Here is an 18,936-nt window from a genome sequence, read left to right as displayed (position 1 = left end):
CCGCCGTAGGCATCGCTCAACTATTCCTATCAAAATAAAATCCTATGAAGACTAAAATATTAACTGCTATTCTTCACAAAGAAGAAGATATGTATGTTGCTGAATGTCCCGAAGTCGGCACAGTTGACCAAGGTGAAACAATTGAAGAAGCTCTTACTAATCTTAAAGAAGCTACAAGGCTATATTTAGAAGAATGTCCTTTGCTCGACACTGATACTAGTCCGAGATTTGTAACGAGTATAGAGGTCAACTATGCCTAGATTGCCAAGAATATCAGGCAGTGAGGCAATTCGTGCATTAGAGCGTTTAGGATTTATTCAAACTAGACAAACTGGTAGTCATGTTGTACTTAAAAAACCAACTCTCGAAGGAGAAATTGTTTGTGTTGTACCACTCCACCGCGAGTTAAAAGTTGGTACACTCAGTGGTGTTCTGAAGCAAGCAAAGGTTACACCAGAAGAGTTTATAGAAAATTTGTGAGCGCGTAGGTGTAAGCCCGCCATACCCTTCGGGGATCTTGCTACGGGTAGAGTCTTGTAGAGAAGGGATCGCACCTCAAAGCTAAACTAGAAAAAGGAGTGCGATATTCCGACGCTAATAAGGATAAATTATCATGCTTAATGGACTCAGGCAACAGGCGATCGTCAAACCTGGTGGTGTAGTAGAAATCTCTTCTCCAGAACTTCCAGCAGGTGCAACTGTAGAGGTGATAGTACTTCTGGAGTCACCCCCAAAGCATTCTGAAAAGTCCCTAACTAGCTTTATCGGTTCTTCTAAAGGCAGTTTTGCGACACCGGAAGAAGTGGATAAGTTTATTCGTCAAGAACGAGATGCATGGGAATTCTAGATGCTATTCAAGGCACAAAGGTATACCTCGATACCAATATTTGGATCTATGCTTTAGAAGGATATCCAGCATTTGTCCAAGATTTAACTGAGTTATTCCAAAGTATTGATCGAGGGAACTTGAGTGTAGTAACTAGTGAATTATCACTTGCTGAAGTATTGGTAAAACCTTTCCAAAATCATGACTTAGCTCAACAGACAACTTACCAACAACTGATTAGCAATTCACAGAATTTAACAGTGATTCCTGTCAGTCGTCAGATTTTAATTGAAGCTGCTCAACTTCGTGCCAGTATTAACATCAAATTACCAGATGCTATCCATGCAGCAACAGCACTGTTGACTCAATGTTCTACTTTTCTAACCAACGATCGGCGCTTTCGCAGTGTTCCTAAACTATCAGTAATTTTGCTTTCTGAGATTAATCCCCCCTAGCTAAAATTTTATAATAAAAGTTATTTCGCCCCCGAAGCCAATTATGACAGAAGGAAAAACACGGCGTAATTTCCTAATTACTAGCATTGCTGTAACTGGAGGTATTGTGGCAACTAATGCTTTTGAGCAAAACACTACCAACACTGCAACACCGCCAGCAACTATACCAGAACGGGTACTGGGACGCACGGAAGTAAATCTGCCTATCTTCGGGTTTGGAGCAGGACAAATGCCACTATCCGGCGGCGAAGGAAAAGAGGGTGATGCGACAGCGATTGTTCAAAGAGCGCTGGAACTTGGCATTCGCTACTTTGATACAGCCGCTAGTTATGGGCCGAGTGAAGATTATTTAGGTAAAGTGCTACCACCCCATCGCTCAAAGCTGTTTATAGCCAGCAAGACCGCTCAAAGAGATCGGGATGGTGCATGGCGAGAATTGGAGCGATCGCTTAAACGTCTCAATACAGATTATCTCGATTTGTGGCAGTTGCATCACGTCTCTTTTTCCGAAGAACTCGACACCATCTTTAGTCCATCTGGTGCAATTAAAGCTTTAGAAGAAGCCATAGAACAAAAATTGGTGCGTTTTACTGGTATCACTGGACATCACGACCCTCAAGTAATTGCCGAAGGGTTACGTCGCTATCCTTTCCACACTACACTGATTCCTGTAAATGCCGCCGACAAACACCACCCACGTCCATTTATCCCAGTGGTTCTACCAGTTGCTCAAGAAAAAAATGTTGGTGTGATTGCGATGAAAGTCCTGGCTTATGGTCGGCTGTTTAAATCAGGTGCGTTGACAGGTATGGAGGAAGCTTTAGGTTACACACTGTCTCAGCCTGGGGTTCATTGTTGCGCGATCGCAGCACAGACAGTTCCACAATTAGAGAATAATGTCAAGATAGCGCGGGCTTTTGTACCCCTGAAGGAACCAGAATTGACAGCGATCGCAGGGCGGGCTGCTAATGTCTGGGAAGATAGTACATTCTTCCGTGCTTGGACTTAACCCGAATAAAAAATGTCCAAATCAAGCCACAAACTCTCAAATTAAGCCAAATGGTATGGTTTACATTGCCCAAATTCATTTTCCGATGGTCAATGGGGGTTTAACGATGACGAAGCCCAACTTTAGCAAAATGTCCCGACAAGAACTTAGAGCGTATATTTTAGCTCATCGTGAAGATGATGAAGCGATTGAAGCATTGATCCGCCGTGTAAATCCTAATAGTCCAACATATCCATTCCCTGAGACTAACGAGGATTTGAGGGCAATGGAAGAGATACTCAAGAAAAAACTGGGTAGTAGTGGAGAGGCTGTTTAATTAGTTGAAAGGTTTAACGATGGGTTTAGATAGTGAAATCTTGCAGATATTACAACTTACTAATCACACTGATAATATTGTGCCGCTTGCGACATATTAAATTGTAATAGCTTCTCCTCTCCCAACTGGTATCCCAAACTCGGCTTAAAAGGCGAAATATTCAAACTGCGAATAATTTCTGACGCCACAGCCTTTGCTAGTAACGGTGGTACAGAGTTACCAACTTGTCGAAATCCGTGCCATTTAGTTACATGAAATCTAAACCAATCGGGGTAAGAATGCAATCTCGCCGCTTCCCTGACGGTGATACAACGCGGCGTAGATGGATGAATCGGTCTCGGAGATGTGAAGGAACCCCTATACTTATCTGTTCCCGCTCTTAAAGTATTACAGACACCATCAGGATGTAGCTTATGAAAACGACTAATTTTTTCTCTCTCGCCTTGTTGAGTCTCCTGAAAACGTTTAACAGTTTCCGCAGAATGTTTTGTTCTTAAACTTGAAGAAAGTATTCGCAAATCATATTCTCGTTTGTAAGAATAATCATCATTTAGGCATTTGATACCGCGAAGTACAAGAGCATAGTTACTAGGCTTTTCATAGTCTGCAACAACCCAATCTCTTGTTAGTAACTCTGGATATTTTTCTATTTCCGGTAAATCTCCAATTGCATCCCATACTGTAGGACTCGATGGAATACCAGATATTTTTTTAGAATTTAAATTATTTATTAAAGCTTGTTTAGTAATCGGCTGGGGATATTTCGGTAACTCTACATCCTCCCTTGCACCTATAAGAAATAATCTCTCACGGGACTGTGGTACTCCGTAATTTGCAGCGTTGAGAATTTTATAATTTTCTTCTACTTTATAGCCGTGAATTCTAAACTCGCTAATTAAAGCTTGGAGGATTTGTTTATGTTCACCAACCGTTATCCCCCGGACATTTTCCATCACAAAGAATTTCGGTTTTAGCTCAAAAACTAGTCGATGAAAGTGAAACACCAAAGAATTGCGGGGATCGTCAACGGCCCGTTTACCAATTAGGGAAAATCCTTGACATGGTGAGCCACAAATTACGACATCAATATCGCGATCGCCAATCTCAGACCGATTCCTAATTTCTTCCCCGGTTGTATCCACAACACTTTTACATAACACTGAGCAATAAGGGAAGTTAAACTCATGTGTTGCACAGTGGATCGGGTCGATTTCCACAGACGCTAGCACATCAAAACCAGCTTGCTCAAAGCCAAGAGTCATACCGCCCGCACCAGCGAATAAGTCAACTGCGATCGCTCTTTGTTTTTTCATCTCATAAGCCATGACACCCTAATCTAATTCGTAATTTCTAATGACGCTCTCTACGAGACGCTAAAAGCGAACGAAGACTCGCTAACGCTGCGCTAACGTAATTCGTAATTACCCTATGGATAAATGCGGGTTTCGGCAAATAATAGGTAGTTCGAACTTAATTTTACTCATAAATAAACTGATTGATTCCCTATTTTTAATTACGAATTACGAATTACGAATTACGAATTATTTGGTCGCATTTGCAAAATTTCTTGAGCAGCGCGATCGCAAACCCCAACTTCTCCTAAACTTTGCCGCATTTCTTCATAATCTAGCAAAATTTGCTCTCTGCGACTGGGATTGAGTAGCAGTTCCATCGCTGCTTGGGTAATATTTTCTACTGTGGCTTGCTCTTGTAAAAATTCTGGCACAATCGGCTTCATCACGACTAAATTAGGTGGCGATGCGAAGGTTATTGAACCTTTGAGGATTTTACGAGCGATCCACGCAGTCAAACGACTGAGGCGATAAACTACAACCTGTGGCACATTTAACAGGGCAAGTTCTAGATTGACAGTACCAGATTTGCTAATAGCTAAATCAGCAGCGGCAAAAACTTCCATTTGTTGACCTGATATAACTGTCGCCCGCAAACCGTAACGCTCAATAGCCTCTTCAATTGGCTGTCTATAAACTTCCAGCGATAAGGGAATCCAGAAACGAACTTCAGGTAATTTCGCTTGAATAGTTTGGGCAGCTTGAAAAATTACTGGTAAAAGATATTTTAGTTCTTGGCGGCGAGAGGCGGGGAGGAGTGCGATCGCAATTTCTTCTGGTGCAATCCCCAGGGTTGCACGGGCTGCTTCCCGACTGGGAGCATCTTGCATCCGGTCAAGCAAAGGATGCCCTACCCAACTAACTTTTGCCCCTTTCTCGCGAAAGTAACGGGCTTCTTGTGGAAAGATTGCCAACAGCTTATCTGTAAAACCAACAATCCGGTTAGTTCTCCGCAAACTTATTGACCAAGCCCACTCTTGCGGAGCAATGTAATACACCACAGGTACATCTGGCAGATGCTGTTTCATATAAGTCCCAATTTCCAGATTGGGAGTCATATAATCGATCAGCACTACCAAGTCAGGTGGATTTTGCTTTAAGGAAGCGATCGCCTGACGTTGCACCTGAAGAGTCGGTAAAACATAAGGCAGCCCTTCTAGAATACCCATTGAGCCAATACTACTGGTATTTCCCAACAGAGTTGCCCCAGCCTCTAGCATTTTTTCGCCACCCAGCGCCACAATCTCTAATTCCAACCCAATCGCCACAGCTTGACGCTTCAGCGCTGAAATTAGTAGCGACCCTTGTAAATCGCCAGATACTTCGCCAGTGCTGATAAATATCCGCATTTGATAATTAAAGTTAGGAGTTAGGAATTAAAAGTGAGGAGTTAGAAATTAGGAGTTAGGAATGAGGAGTGAAGAGTTAAAAAAATTAATTTATCAACTCATAACTCATAACTCCTAACTGCTAACTTTTAATTCACGATTCATCACTTGCGCCTTTTTTCCCTTTACTGGGAATCAAGCCACGTCTTCCAGGCATCTGAGAAAGTAGCAGGAAGCGTCGTAGATGCTGCAATTCTTCGCTATCCCCTAACAATTCCAACTGTTCCAAAGCATCCTTAAAAGACAAATTAGAACGGTAGAGAATGCGGAAGGCTTTTTTCAGCACAAGCAAATCTGCTGAGTCCATACCAGACCGTTTGAGTCCGACAAGATTGAGGGTTCGCACCCGTGCTGGATTTCCTTCTACCAGCATATATGGGGCCACATCCCGATCAATACGTGCCATACCTCCCACCATTGCTTGTCTACCAATATGCACAAATTGATGGACACCTAAAACTCCACTGAGCCTAGCGCGTGACTCTATATGGACATGACCAGCCAACGCCACAGAGTTAGCAATCACTACTTGGTCTTCAATGACGCAGTTATGAGCCACATGGACATAAGCCATCAAAAGATTACCGTCACCAATTACCGTCGCTTCACCAGCACCGGTAGCGCGGTTAATGGTAACGTACTCACGAATCAAGTTGTTATCACCAATTTTGACCCAGGTTGGTTCTCCTACAAACTTCAGATCCTGGGGTTCCATGCCGATGGCTGCACCTGTAAAAATCTGATTTTGCGCCCCAATTTCACAAGGTCCCTCTAGCACTGCATGAGCACCGATTATTGTTTCAGGGCCCACTTTGACATGCGCTCCAATCACAGCATAGGCACCGACTTGCACTGTATGGTGGAGTTCCGATTTCGGATGAATTACAGCAGTTGGATGAATTAGCGTTTTCAAGGGTGAATCTCCAGAACTGTCTTAATAATCCAGCGCCAGGCGGGGTTTTTGAGGCAGCGCGTTACTCTGGTTAAGAGAGTTGTACCGACTGCCGTCCCATTGAGGCGACTGGCGTTGTTGAGCGTGAAGTATTTCAGTGAACGAAAGTGTCGGGCAAAGCAAGTTAAGTGTGTTTGTGAGTGCGTCTCGTAGAGAGGGCGTCGAAAATCAAGAAATTATCAGATGCTGTTGTGGATTTTTTTTAACTGTTATCCTGAAACAGGATTCAGTAGGGGCATTTCACGGCTATGCCCGTACCACGAAAGCAAACTTTTAGCTAACTAAAGAAAACATTAATTCCCCTTCACAAGCAAGTTGACCATCAACTTCGGCACGACCTTGCATCTTACCGAAACGACGTTGTTTTACCCATAACAGTTCCACCGTCATTACTAGTTGATCCCCCGGTACGACCTGGCGGCGAAAGCGAACTTTATCGATACCAGCGAAGACGAACAGACCGCCTTTTACCGAAGACATTTGAGTTAGGACAATGCCCCCAACTTGTGCCATTGCTTCGACAATTAGCACCCCTGGCATCAGTGGACGTTCAGGGAAATGTCCTTGAAAATGGGGTTCGTTGATAGTGACATTTTTAACCCCAACAGCTTTTTTACCTGGCACGTAGTCAATTATTTTGTCTACAAGTAAAAATGGGTAGCGATGGGGTAGCAATTTCTGAATTTCTTCAGATGTGAAAGTTGTTTTTATCTCAGAACTGATTGTAATCTCATTTATACCCTGTGGTTCGGTAGATGTAGGTGTAGTCGTATCGATGGTATTCACTTCAGTGAGGATTGACATTGGGCGTGTAGTTGATTTTTTATCTAAAAGTTGAGTAGGCAGGCGTATATCCAAAGCCTTAATAATCCTGGATGTAAACTTTAGATCAAATCTAAAATCTAAAATCGTTCGACTGAGCGAAGCCGAAGTCCAAAATCTAAAATTTTCTGAGCCAGTTGAATGTGTAAATTATGACTGGCTTTATACGCTAAAAAATGAGCACGAGGAAAAGTTCCTAGTAAACTCAAATCTCCTACTAAATCCAAGATTTTATGACGGACTGGCTCATTTGCAAATCTCAATGGTGGATTTAGCCAGCCTTCTGGCCCACAAACGAGTGCATTATCCAAACTGCCACCTTTAATTAACCCTGTTTTTTGTAAGTGTTCAATTTGATGCAGTAACCCAAAAGTACGCGCAGGAGCAATTTCCGTAGCAAAGCTAGCAGAAGCGTTTTCTAGTTCAGCAGTTAGCAACCAACTATGCCATTGATTACCAATAGCAGGCAGGTCAAAATCAATACCGTAACTAAAGCGGGTTTCTGGTGCTGGGAGGGCACATACAAAGGCATCCCCTTGATAGACCCATATTGGTTCTGTAATAGCCAAGGGAACTTGGTTGTTAACGGGTTGTGAGACTAAGCCAACTTGGGCAATATTAGCTGTCCACACACTTGCTGAACCATCTAAAAGTGGAACTTCTGAACCATCAATTTCAATTCGGGCATTATCCACACCCATACTCGAAAGTGCTGCCAACAAATGCTCTACCGTGCGAACATATACCTCACCCTTACCCAACTGAGTTGAGAGAACAGTGTGACTAACTGCTGCAACTTGGGCTGGAATTATTGGCAAATCCGGTAAATCCACCCGCACAAAGTAGCGTCCACTTCCCGCCTCAGCTGGTAATATCCGCACCTGGGTATTCACACCGCTATGCAGTCCCACCCCTATTTGGGTGATTTGGGCAGCTAGAGTGTGCTGTCGCATAGCCGAAAAGTTAATATATTTCCTTTAGTATTGTTCATCATCTGTTTTGGTAAAATCCCTGATATTCCCTGAAAAATGTCATTAATCCCTTTATCGGAACAGTATTGAGGTAAATGTAACAATTAGCAAGCTAATCCAGAAAAGTTATGAGTTAACAGTGAAAAGTGAGGAATTAAAACTCATAACTCCTAACTTCTAACTCCTAACTGGTTAAAATCTTTCGCCAATACCGAAATTAATCCGACTGTCACCATCATCGTTGATACCGTAGTCAATCCGAATCGGCCCCAGTGGAGATTGGACGCGAACGCCAAGACCATAGCCGAAGCCACTGCCATTTTTGTTCAACACTTCAGCAGCCCTAGTACTAGTTCCCAGGTCACTACCGAGATCAAAAAATAGTGCCCCACTAACTACTGAAAAAACTGGAAACCGATACTCAACTGATGCTTGCACATAAGAGCGTCCACTACCTAATGCTCCTTCTTCATAACCCCGAACGGAGTTGCTACCCCCAAGGGTAAAAGCTTCGTAGGGAGGCAAGTCACCGAAGATGGTTCCTGCTTGCAGGTTAAATGCTAAGGTTTGTGCCCCTTTGCTGAGGCTAATCAGCTTAATGGGTAAATATTGGCTGTAGCTACCCCGCAATCTGGTCAGGAAGATGTTGCCTAGCCCCACAGGGACTGACTGATCGACTCCAAAGCGGAGATAAGAACCACTAGTGGGTTGCAGGGGGTTATTACGGAGATCGCGCTGTGCCCCCACTTGCAACAGTAGTAAATCGTCTTGACCGCTGCTAGAGAGGGTCAGTGGAATTTCATCACTCAGGCGGTTTCCAGTATCATCATCAAATACCGCTCCTGTTTTTCTCAGATTGCCATCAGCATCACGGGCGGAAACTCGTTGATACTGTAAGCCCGCTGAGGCAGTCCAGACAGAAGTTTTATAAGGATTGGCAGACAGAGGACGGGTAAAGGTGACACCACCACCTACACGGAGAATGCGGGGACGATCCTGAGAATCTACATCGGTGGGATTACCAGGATTAAACGTCCTAATATCTTCATCTTTACCATCAAAAATCAATGAAATAGAACTGCGACGGAAAATATTGGTTGTGTAGGAAGTCCGGTAAGGATCTCCTGCGATCCAAGGGTCGGTAAACCGCACGTCAAACAGCAGTTCCCGTTCTCCTACCTGTATTTCTGTCCCCAGTTTTTGGTTCCTACCGTTCAGGTTTTGCTGTTGATAGCTAACTGTTCCAAAAAGTCCGCTAGCAGAACTAATCCCTGCCCCAGCGGCAATAGAACCGCTGCTGCGTTCAGCTACATTCACTACTACATCCACCTTGCTGGGGTCAGTACCAGGGTCAAGGGACACATTCACATCTTCAAACAGTCCTAATCCATACACGCGCTGTAGGTCTTTTTGTACTGTGTTGCGATTGAATACTTGTCCTGGCTTCAACTCCACTTCTCTGGTAATGATGTACTCCTGTGTCCGTCCGCGAATTGGTTGTCCTTTTTCGTCTGTTTCCTGACCATCTTTATTGCGGAACCGGACTCTAATGTTTTCTACTACCCCTTCTGCTACTTGTAAGGTAACAACTCCGCTTTCAGAGACTTGTGGCGCTCCAATCACGTTGGCTAGGACGTAACCTTGGTCTTGATACCGCTTGTTTAACTGCTTGATACCTTCTTGCAAGTCACGCAAATTGAGGATTTTGCCATACTGCTCCTTAAATACTTCATCTACAGTAGTAGGTGGGAGTACAGAAGCGACACCAGTTCCAGGATTGGCTTGCACTTCTACTTTACTGAGAACGGGGTTAGGCTGGACAACAAAGCTCACCCGCACTCCCAAGGGGGTATCTTCTGGCGCTGCTTGGACGTTGGAGAAGAAGCCAGTACCAAAGATGGCGTTAATATCTTCTTGCAGTTGGCTGCGGGTGGTTGTTTGTCCTGGTTGGGTACGAATTACTCTGTAAACTTGGCTTTCCAGTTCTGGTGATAGTTGCCCAGCTTGGGATCTAACTACTACTTCTGATACTAGTACGCGGGGGTCATTGGCTTCTGGGGCTGTGTTGGGTTGAGTATTTCCCGGAGTTGTCGATGGGTTAACATTCTGGGGACTTGGAGTAGTACCTGGGAATGGAGTATTGCCCGGAGTTGTCGGTGGATTAACATTCTGTGGACTGGGAGTAACGCCTGGGAATGGCGCAGGTGTTCTTTCTTGACTAGCTGGGGGGGGAATTTCTGGAGCAGTTGATGGTTCTGGAGTTGTGGGTAATAAAGGTTCAGTTGTCGGTGGATTGACATTTTCTGGGACTGGAGTGGTCTCAGGAGTTGGGGAAGGCGTTGGTTGTTGAATTTCTGGCGCTGGAATTTCTGGAGCCGGAGACGGCTGTTGAGTAGGGCTGGGATTGATTTCAGGGGTTTGTGCAGTTGTTGGCGTTGTGGAGGTTGGCACAATTACCTCTGGATTCGCGCTCGCTGCTGGGTTGGCAGGGTAAATTGCGACGACGCGGGATTGGGGACGCTCTGCCTCTATAGTTGCTGTAGATTTAGGTTTAGATTCTAGACTTTTACTAGAGTTAACCTGACCAGTGTCCTTTTCTGGCTGCTGATTTGTTTCTAGTGTCAAAACTTCTGTTGTCTGTTTTGAACTGTTGGCGGTTTCTGCATTTGCACTCAATGAGCCACCCAAAGGCGCTGCAATTGCTACTGCTGCCAGCAATACGGGAGATAAACGCATTTTACTTATTATTCCTCTTCACGACCACACACACACCATCACAAGGCAATAATGCCCTTATCTCAAAGGTAAAACTCAAAACATAATTTTTTTCTTTTGCTTTTTTACTTTACAAGGCAAAAGGCAAAAGGCAAAAGTTAAATATAATTCCTTCTCACCTTTTGGTTTTTACCTGGTTAACTTGTAGTTTCTACTGCTTTTAGCACTCTTTGTAAGACCTCCTGGTAGGCATCCTCTACATTTCCTAAGTCTCGGCGAAAGCGATCTTTGTCCATTACCCGGCGGTTTGAGTCCTTTTCTGCGGTATCCCACAAACGGCAAGTGTCGGGGCTAATTTCATCTGCCAAGAGCAACTGCTGTTGTGAGTCCAAACCAAACTCTAGTTTGAAGTCTACTAGGGTAATGCCACACCGCTGCCAAAAGTTATTGAGAAATTCGTTGATTTGCAATGCTAGATGGGTAATTGCGTCTACTTGTTCCGCAGTCGCTAGTTCTAGCAGGTACAGGCGATCGCGTGTCAACAAAGGATCTCCTAATTGATCGTTTTTATAATAGAACTCAACCAAAGGCTGTTTCAGAATTGTACCCACTGGTAAACCTGTTTGCTGACACAAACTGCCAGCAGCAATATTTCTGATCACCACTTCTAAGGGTAAAATCTTTACAGCCCTCACCCGCATTTGATTCGGGGCAGGGCTATCGATAAAGTGAGTCTTTATACCATAAGCCTCCAACTGTTTAAAAAGCTGGCTGGAAATGCTACAATTAATTTTTCCTTTACCTTCGATGTTGCCGCGCTTTTGGGCGTTAAACGCCGTGGCATCGTCCTTAAAATCAGCCAACAAGACTTCTGGATCGTCCGTTGTATAAAGAATTTTTGCTTTCCCTTCGTATAACTTGGAATTAACAGACATGGTGGCAGGTAGTGTTTTAGGCGATGGACAAAAATTGTCCTTTGAGGCTTCACCATTTTATCTTTAGTTATTAACTATTAGCCATTGGTGATTATTTAAGAGGAAGCAGGGGCAGGTTAAAATAATTAATAACCAAATACCTAGCCCAATTTTCTCTTCTGGATCGCTGCTTAATAGTTAATTGCCAAATATGTAGAACTAAATCTCTAACTTTTAACAGAGGACAATTAGCTTTCGTATCTAGTATCCTCACCTAAGTATTTTTACTATCAGGATTTTAATTAGTTTTGAGAGAATAAGTTACCAAGACATACTGATATGTCATAATAATTTATACCTTAAGGTTTCTATTTAAGCTAATTACAATTTGAACTTCATAAATTAAGATGAGATAAATTGACAACCGTGAGGAAAATCAAATATTCTCTCTAGTTACTTTAGCGAGAAATTACTTGTAACATTTAACACATAAAACATTTCAAGCTTTATCATCTACTCTCAAAATCTGAATTAACCAATTCCTGATTTACCCCAATCTGACAAAAGTAAAGATTAGGTTAGCTAGTAATTCAGCTTCATAAACCCAAACACAAGGTGAATTGAATAAATGGAGAAAAAAATAGTGAACAAGGATGATTTTCTCTTCCCTCGCGGTCGCTACTACGGTCAAGTTAAGCCAGAAAACTTGGTTTTTAATGCAAATCTCCAGGAATTTGCTCAACGGGTAAGTTACATTTGCAACTTAGAAACAGGCGGAAAAGTGCCTCCAGGTGCAGCTTACGAACAAATAAAGGATCTGTGGAAACAGTTGAAACGCTCAAAAAAAGAGCTAGGAATTGGCGAAGAACCGTTTCAAGATGACCAGGGAGAGACTAAAGATTGAAGGGGAGATGGGGTAGGGGACATTGGGAACTGACAAATGACAAATGACCAATGACTACTTAGTAAGCGTTGTCCAAATACCATCCCAGGACTCTGGAGGCGGCGTTTGTTGATAATTACGCGCACGCTCTAGGTGCATATCAACAGCTTGGTCTTGGGGTTGGATATATTTGGCGGACTCGAAACAAGCGATCGCTTGTGAGAAGTTGCGCGATAAATAAGCAGTGCGTCCAGTATGATAGTGAAACAAAAACTCTTGAGTGTTGGCATCTAACTCAGTAGTGCGATCGCCAATTAACTCGTAGATATTAACTGCCTGGTGTTTCCCTTTGACTCGGATTTTATCTAACTGGCGCACCCAAATGCGATCGCTGCACAATTGGTAAGTAAATTCACTCAAAAGAATATCACAACCGTAATCTTTAGTTACCGCTTCCAAGCGCGAACTTAAATTTACACCATCTCCAATGACGGTGTAATCCATCCGTTTGCGGGAACCAATATTACCCGAAACCACATCCCCAGAACTAATCCCAATGCCAATACGAATTTGCGGCTGGGACTGGATAATTCGCCGTTGGTTAAATTCCTCTAAGCGGCGTCTCATATCTAACGCTGACTGCACAGCCCTCCAAGCATGATTTTCTGTCAATGGTAGCGGCGCACCAAATACCGCCATTAAGGCATCACCAATAAATTTATCGAGAGTGCCTTCGTGGTTAAAAACCGCCTCTACCATCGTTTCAAAATACTGATTGAGCAGCAATACCACCTCAGCTGCACCGAGATTTTCCGTAAGTGTTGTGTAGCCCCGGATATCAGAAAACAAGATAGTTACTTCCTTCCGTTCGCCTACCATTAAAGCATCTTCCCCTAGTGCCATAACTTGTTCAGCGACATGGGGCGTCAGGTAGCGGGACATGGTAGTTTTCATCCGTTTTTCCTGAGTAATGTCTTCTAAGACCACCAAACCACCGCGTACACTGCCTTCTGGGTTAGTCAGGGGATTAACAGTAAGATTGATATTGCGTTCTAATGTTTGTACCTGATTAGAAGTGAGAAACTCAGATTGGGGAGTCAGAGGTTGATTCCAGGGAATAAAAATATCGGGGTTCGTGCGATCGCGCAATGCTAAAATCGAGTGATAAGTACTGAATGCTAAGTATTGAGTTTCACTTTTAACTCCTAACTCCTCACTCATAACTTGATGCACTCCCAGCATCAAACTTTGCTCTGGCACATAATGTTTAGCTCCAGTTTTGAGACTATCTTCTAGTCGCATTTGGAGATTTTCAATTGGCACAACTTCCCAAACTAGGCGACCAATCAAATTTTGTTCCCACAAAATCTTGTTGTTTTTACTATTAGCGTCTACTATCGGACAACCCAGCAACTCTAGGGCTGCATCATTAATCGTGACAATCTGTCCTGCCATATCTGTAGATATCACAGCATCTGACAGACTTTGTAAAATATCTTTTTGATACTGTTTTTCTAACAGCACATTTTCAAACAGCCGAGCATTTTCTAAGGCAATTCCTGCCTGATTATTAAAAGCCCGCATAAACTCTTCATCAGAAGCAGTAAAATTGTTTTGTTGCTTATTAATTAATTGTGTAACACCAATCAATTCATTTGCAGAATTAAATACTGGTAAACATAAGATATTGCGAGTTACATAACCAGTTTTTTTATCTATAGTCGGGTCAAAGCGGGGGTCTTTATAAGCATCAGAAATATTTAAGGCTTCACCAGTGGAAGCTACATATCCCGCTATGCCACGGTTAGCAGGAATGCGAATTTCTATCAAGTTTGTGCCATCTGCTGCCACTGCAACTTTCGTCGAGAGTTCGTTTAACTCTTTACGATATAAAAACAGTGTGCTGCGGTCTGCTTGCATTAAAATTCGAGCTTGTTCCATGACTATCTGCAAAGTTGCTTCTAAATCTAAACTTTGCCCCAGTGTCTGAGTTGCCCGCAACAAAGCCGTTGCGCCTCTTTGATTACGAGCCGCTACATAAAAAGATTGGCAGCTTTCCAGGATAATCCCAATTGAAGCCGCAAAGTCTCGAAAACGTTCTTCATCATCATGATTAAACGGAACATTCCCGGTTTTATTAGCTAGTTGCACTACCGCTACAGTCTGGTTTTTGCTACTGATAACGGGCATACATAAAATATTACGGATTTTATAGCCCATTTGTTTTTCAAGTTCTGGGCTAAATAGGGGGTGAGTATAAGTTTCAGATATATTGAGATATTGACCTGTACTAGCAACATGGCCAGGGATACCCACTGTAATGGGAGTACGAATTTCTAAGAATTTTTGGGTATTATCTTGAGGAACTTTTGACCACAGTTGACCTTTGTCATAATCAACTAAAAAAATGGCTGTATGTTCTGCTTGGAGAATTTGACCAATTTTGAGTGTGATAGCTTCTAATACTTTCTCCAACATAGTTTCTAGAGCTTCATTATTGATTAGTTCAATAGCTCTCAGAAATTGCTGGAACTCAGCAGTTATAAAGTCGAGTAAGCAAACAAATTCATTAACAGATAAGTCTTTGACGCGACGCAGTAAGGCGTGAGCACGATTAACTTGAGTCAGTTCAGTTAATGTAGCCAAGACGCTGCCAGAGTTGGGGAGTGTCACGTCGCTTTGCTCCGAATTAAAAATTCAAAATTCAAAATTAATAATCCCCATAAATAAATGGGCTTGTATCATGAGTCTGTTTCGGTCATGGGAATTTTAGATTTTAGATTTTAGATTTTGGGCATAAGGCATGGTTATTAATTCTTCTTCCCCTGCCTCCCCTGCTACCTCATCTCCCCACTCCCTACCTTTTATTTTGCCAACTGTTCAGAAAATATCACCTTTTGATAGTAATCTTGTAGCTGCCTAGTGGCAGCTGCCCAACCCCAACTTTCTGCTTCCTGGCGGGCATTTTGACGGATGATGTCTCGTTGTTGTTTTTGTTCTAAGAGTCGAACAGTAGCAGCTAACGCTCCTTGAACATCTGCTGTTGGCTCAAAAAGATATCCATTTACCCCGTCTGTGACAATATCAGGAATTCCCCCGGAACGGGCTGCTACTACGGGACAGCCAGCAGCCATCGCTTCTAGTAGCACTAAGCCTAGTGTTTCTGTACGGGAAGGAAAGATGAAGGCATCAGCACTCGCAAAAGCAGAACCTAACTCTTGCCCCATAAGATAGCCAACAAAATAAGTGTTTGTACCAGCAAAGTGTTTTTGCAATGCTTGACGGTGCGGCCCATCGCCAACCAATGCTAACCGCGCTTGGGGAATTGCTTCTAAAATTGGTTTAATGCGCTCAATTTCTTTTTCAGCGGAAAGTCGCCCAACATAAAGTAGCAATGGGCTTTCTGGATTATTTTGTGATAGACGCGATCGCATCTCTACACTAGCTAAATTGGGGTGAAATAATTCTGTATCCACCCCGCGCTGCCATAAATCTACACGTTCAATACCGTGTGCTGTCAGTTCCTCCACCATTGCTGTTGAAGTACACAGATTTAAAGCTGCTTGATTATGAGCGCCTTTGAGCAGTTCCCAAAGAAAACCTTCCAGCATCCCTAAGCCGTAATGCTGGAGATATTGGGGTAAATGGGTATGATAAGAAGCGACCAAGGGGATTTTGAGGATTTTGCTATAAAATATGCCAGATAAACCCAAAACTGCTGGATTCACGACATGAATAATATCTGGCTTAAATTTTTCTAAAACATAACCAATGGCTGGGCGGGGTAATGCCATTTTCAACTCTGGATACAATGGCAGAGGAAAGCCAGTAACGCCGTAAACTTTAGCGCCTTTGTGTTCTGTGATGCCTCCATCAGGGGCAATCACCAACACCTGATTACCACTGCGCTGTAGATGGTCAACAGTATGGCGTAGGCGCGTTACAATGCCGTCAACCTTGGGTAAAAAGGTTTCGGTAAATAGGGCAATTCTCATATAAAACTATACAGTCCAGGCAGATAATCTCAGCTTTGCTTGCATTTCGGTATCAAACACAGAGTAAACTCTCTCGCGTGGTGTAATCAACTCTCCACAATCAAAATAACTGTAGTAAACAGTAAATTTAACGTGAGTTCGACAAGTCTTATTTGACCTCTCCCCCAACCCCTCTCCGACACGGAGAGGGGAGCAAAAAGCTGAATTTTTCGTTGCTCCTCCCTTTCCGTTTCGGAGAGGGAGGCTGGGAGGGAGAGGTTTATCGAACTCACGTTAAATTTAGTAGTAGCTGGAAGATACGCCTGATAAATAATAAATAGTTAGTCGTCATATTGTGCTAAAATATGACGACCATTTTTAGACCCACGATTTACTGGGGTTTATTTTAATTTCTGTGCCAAGAGACTTTAGGCAGAATTTGTTTGTGATCAACTCGTTCCTGATACTTGATGGCAAAGTTTAACAGAGAATCGAGGAGAGAATCAGAGAGCAGGTGAGGCTGCAAACCTAAATCAAGCAATTTTGTATTTTTAGCGTTGAAGTAATGTTCTTCTTTTTCAACTCTGGGATTATCTAAATGATTGATTTCTACGTTCAATCCGATAGCATTACCAGCTTTTTTCACCATCAATGCCAATTCGCCAACGCTGAATTGTTCGGTAAATTGATTAAATACACGGAATTCTCCAGCTTCGGCAGGGTTAGCGATCGCTAATTCCACACATCTGACTGTATCCCGAATATCCAAAAATCCGCGAGTTTGTCCACCTTTACCGTAGACAGTTAACGGATGTCCAATTGCTGCTTGAATACAAAAGCGGTTCAGTGCAGTACCAAACACACCATCGTAATCCAGCCGATTAATCAATAGTTCGTCTATCCCCGTTTCTTCGGTTAAAACGCCATAAACTACACCTTGATTTAAATCCGTTGCCCGCAATCCCCAAATCCGGCAAGCAAAGTGGATGTTATGACTATCATGGACTTTGCTTAAGTGGTACATCGAACCGGGCTGCTTGGGATAAGGTAGGGTATCCTTGCGTCCATTGTGTTCAATGGTGATATACCCTTCTTCGATATCAATGTTGGGTGTACCGTATTCGCCCATCGTTCCCAGCTTCACCAAATGACAGTCGGGGAAGTCTTCCCGCATGGCGTACAGTAAGTTCAACGTCCCAACTACATTATTGACCTGGGTGAGAACTGCGTGTTCTCGGTCAATCATGGAAAATGGGGCCGAACGCTGTTCGCCAAAATGCACCAGAGCATTTGGCTGAAATTGCTGTAATGTTTTATGGAGAAACTCGTAATTCGTAATATCGCCGATGAACAAGTCGATCGATTTACCTGTCAAATCTTGCCAGCGCTGGAGACGTTGTTGAATTAGTGCGATCGGAGTGAGAGTTTCGACACCAAGTTCATTATCCCAATGCCGCCGCACCAAACTATCTAGAATTCCAACTTCATAACCTCGATTGGAAAGGTAAAGAGCAGTTGCCCAACCGCAATATCCATCACCACCAATAACCAGGACTTTCATCTTCACCAGTTTTTACTCGCTGATAGCTAAATCTATCAGGTTTCTGTACCCTCTTAATTATTATTCTGGGGGAGATGTGGATTTTGGAGGGAGATGAAGGAGATAAACAAAACTCCTAACTCCTAACTCCTAACGCCCATTAAAACTTTGAAATCCGATACTGCTGGGCAATGTAATAAAACAAACGATAGTAATTTTGAAATTCTTGGCTCTTACTCCGTCCCTGTAAATGGTATTTCACTTGACTCTGAGTTAGCGTTAGTGTCATCGAACTTACTCCTCGTTCGACTTCTACAAGCATTACCCCAGCTACTCCTTGAGCGGTCTGAAAGTTGGATTTTATCTTTTTCATGGACTCTGGATCGTTTGGCAGCTGATGACTTGCCCACCCGCGAATTTCCACTGAGTTATCCTGTGGTGAAATAAACGCAATTCCATCACCATTTTCTGAGGCTACTAAAGAAGTCCAATTACTCGGATATAGAAATTCAAAGCCATAACGAGAGTTGCTATAAGTTTTCCAGGCGATCGCTCCAGCGTTAAAATCATTTGCAGTACAACCCCACAGCATGATTAACAGGGCAATGACTCCGCTAATGCTGGCGGCAAACCGATAAATTCTTCGCCCCAAACTAGAGATTTTATTAGCAGTAGCCATTTACATCACACATTTTGCCAAAGTTACTGATTTTATAGAAATACCAGAAACTCCGATATTGCACCATTCTCAGTCAGCCAACTAGTCGTCTGCCACATCAATTTTCAGAGATTCGTAGTGAGCGATAAATCGCTCAACTT

The 18,936-nt window shown here is 43.1% G+C and carries 18 protein-coding genes; 7 read left to right on the top strand and 11 right to left on the bottom strand.

Annotated features, from left to right (window positions below; genetic code table 11):
• Positions 1-44: 44 nt before the first annotated feature.
• From V7K61_RS25830 to V7K61_RS25805, 6 genes are all read left to right on the top strand, one after another.
• Positions 45-260 (top strand): type II toxin-antitoxin system HicB family antitoxin, encoded by a 216-nt coding sequence (locus tag V7K61_RS25830; RefSeq protein ID WP_335057795.1) that lies wholly within the window; start codon positions 45-47, stop codon positions 258-260.
• A complete protein-coding gene (locus tag V7K61_RS25825; protein WP_335057793.1) occupies positions 253-480 on the top strand; it encodes a type II toxin-antitoxin system HicA family toxin in 228 nt (75 codons plus the stop codon). The genes V7K61_RS25830 and V7K61_RS25825 overlap by 8 nt, the downstream gene beginning before the upstream one ends.
• Positions 481-613: 133 nt before the next feature.
• On the top strand, positions 614-847 hold the full coding sequence (locus V7K61_RS25820) for a hypothetical protein (protein WP_335057791.1): 234 nt from the start codon (positions 614-616) through the stop codon (positions 845-847).
• Complete coding sequence (locus V7K61_RS25815; protein WP_335057789.1) at positions 835-1,281, top strand: type II toxin-antitoxin system VapC family toxin; 447 nt, start codon at positions 835-837, stop codon at positions 1,279-1,281. The genes V7K61_RS25820 and V7K61_RS25815 overlap by 13 nt, the downstream gene beginning before the upstream one ends.
• Positions 1,282-1,324: 43 nt before the next feature.
• Positions 1,325-2,290: an aldo/keto reductase gene (locus V7K61_RS25810; RefSeq protein ID WP_335057787.1), complete on the top strand. Its 966-nt coding sequence runs from the start codon at positions 1,325-1,327 to the stop codon at positions 2,288-2,290.
• Complete coding sequence (locus V7K61_RS25805) at positions 2,277-2,606, top strand: DUF6887 family protein (RefSeq protein WP_335057785.1); 330 nt, start codon at positions 2,277-2,279, stop codon at positions 2,604-2,606. The genes V7K61_RS25810 and V7K61_RS25805 overlap by 14 nt, the downstream gene beginning before the upstream one ends.
• A 59-nt stretch (positions 2,607-2,665) precedes the next feature.
• On the opposite strand, the gene V7K61_RS25800 is transcribed toward V7K61_RS25805, so the two are convergent.
• The 7 genes from V7K61_RS25800 to purC form a co-directional block, all read right to left on the bottom strand.
• Positions 2,666-3,919 (bottom strand): DNA cytosine methyltransferase, encoded by a 1,254-nt coding sequence (locus tag V7K61_RS25800; protein ID WP_442936364.1) that lies wholly within the window; start codon positions 3,917-3,919, stop codon positions 2,666-2,668.
• Between the two features lie 221 nt (positions 3,920-4,140).
• Positions 4,141-5,307: a lipid-A-disaccharide synthase gene (gene lpxB, locus V7K61_RS25795; protein ID WP_335057781.1), complete on the bottom strand. Its 1,167-nt coding sequence runs from the start codon at positions 5,305-5,307 to the stop codon at positions 4,141-4,143.
• A gap of 133 nt (positions 5,308-5,440) precedes the next feature.
• The gene (gene lpxA, locus V7K61_RS25790) at positions 5,441-6,259 is read right to left on the bottom strand and encodes an acyl-ACP--UDP-N-acetylglucosamine O-acyltransferase (protein WP_335057780.1); all 819 of its coding nucleotides are present in this window, start codon (positions 6,257-6,259) and stop codon (positions 5,441-5,443) included.
• A gap of 312 nt (positions 6,260-6,571) precedes the next feature.
• A complete protein-coding gene (gene fabZ, locus V7K61_RS25785; RefSeq protein WP_335057778.1) occupies positions 6,572-7,102 on the bottom strand; it encodes a 3-hydroxyacyl-ACP dehydratase FabZ in 531 nt (176 codons plus the stop codon).
• Positions 7,103-7,200: 98 nt separating this feature from the next.
• Entirely contained in the window at positions 7,201-8,073 is an 873-nt protein-coding gene (gene lpxC, locus V7K61_RS25780; RefSeq protein WP_335057776.1) for a UDP-3-O-acyl-N-acetylglucosamine deacetylase, read from the bottom strand.
• Between the two features lie 210 nt (positions 8,074-8,283).
• Positions 8,284-10,827, bottom strand: coding sequence for a BamA/TamA family outer membrane protein (locus V7K61_RS25775; RefSeq protein ID WP_335057774.1), 2,544 nt, complete (start codon positions 10,825-10,827; stop codon positions 8,284-8,286).
• A gap of 176 nt (positions 10,828-11,003) precedes the next feature.
• Positions 11,004-11,741: a phosphoribosylaminoimidazolesuccinocarboxamide synthase gene (gene purC / locus V7K61_RS25770; RefSeq protein ID WP_094350633.1), complete on the bottom strand. Its 738-nt coding sequence runs from the start codon at positions 11,739-11,741 to the stop codon at positions 11,004-11,006.
• A gap of 607 nt (positions 11,742-12,348) precedes the next feature.
• On the opposite strand from purC, the gene V7K61_RS25765 reads away from it, so the two are divergent.
• The gene (locus V7K61_RS25765; RefSeq protein ID WP_335057771.1) at positions 12,349-12,624 is read left to right on the top strand and encodes a DUF7219 family protein; all 276 of its coding nucleotides are present in this window, start codon (positions 12,349-12,351) and stop codon (positions 12,622-12,624) included.
• A 54-nt stretch (positions 12,625-12,678) separates the two neighbouring features.
• Here the strand turns inward: V7K61_RS25765 and V7K61_RS25760 are convergent, their stop codons facing one another.
• From V7K61_RS25760 to V7K61_RS25745, 4 genes are all read right to left on the bottom strand, one after another.
• Entirely contained in the window at positions 12,679-15,276 is a 2,598-nt protein-coding gene (locus V7K61_RS25760) for a GAF domain-containing protein (RefSeq protein ID WP_335057770.1), read from the bottom strand.
• A gap of 191 nt (positions 15,277-15,467) precedes the next feature.
• On the bottom strand, positions 15,468-16,598 hold the full coding sequence (locus tag V7K61_RS25755) for a glycosyltransferase family 4 protein (protein ID WP_335057768.1): 1,131 nt from the start codon (positions 16,596-16,598) through the stop codon (positions 15,468-15,470).
• Between the two features lie 385 nt (positions 16,599-16,983).
• Positions 16,984-18,138, bottom strand: a complete 1,155-nt coding sequence (locus V7K61_RS25750; protein WP_335057766.1) for an NAD-dependent epimerase/dehydratase family protein — start codon at positions 18,136-18,138, stop codon at positions 16,984-16,986.
• A gap of 139 nt (positions 18,139-18,277) precedes the next feature.
• A complete protein-coding gene (locus tag V7K61_RS25745; RefSeq protein ID WP_335057764.1) occupies positions 18,278-18,796 on the bottom strand; it encodes a hypothetical protein in 519 nt (172 codons plus the stop codon).
• Positions 18,797-18,936: the final 140 nt, after the last annotated feature.

Origin of the sequence: Nostoc sp. (assembly GCF_036918015.1) — a bacterium.
In the GTDB taxonomy this organism is placed as follows: Bacteria; Cyanobacteriota; Cyanobacteriia; order Cyanobacteriales; family Nostocaceae; genus Nostoc.
This window is presented reverse-complemented; position numbering and strand designations above follow the sequence as displayed.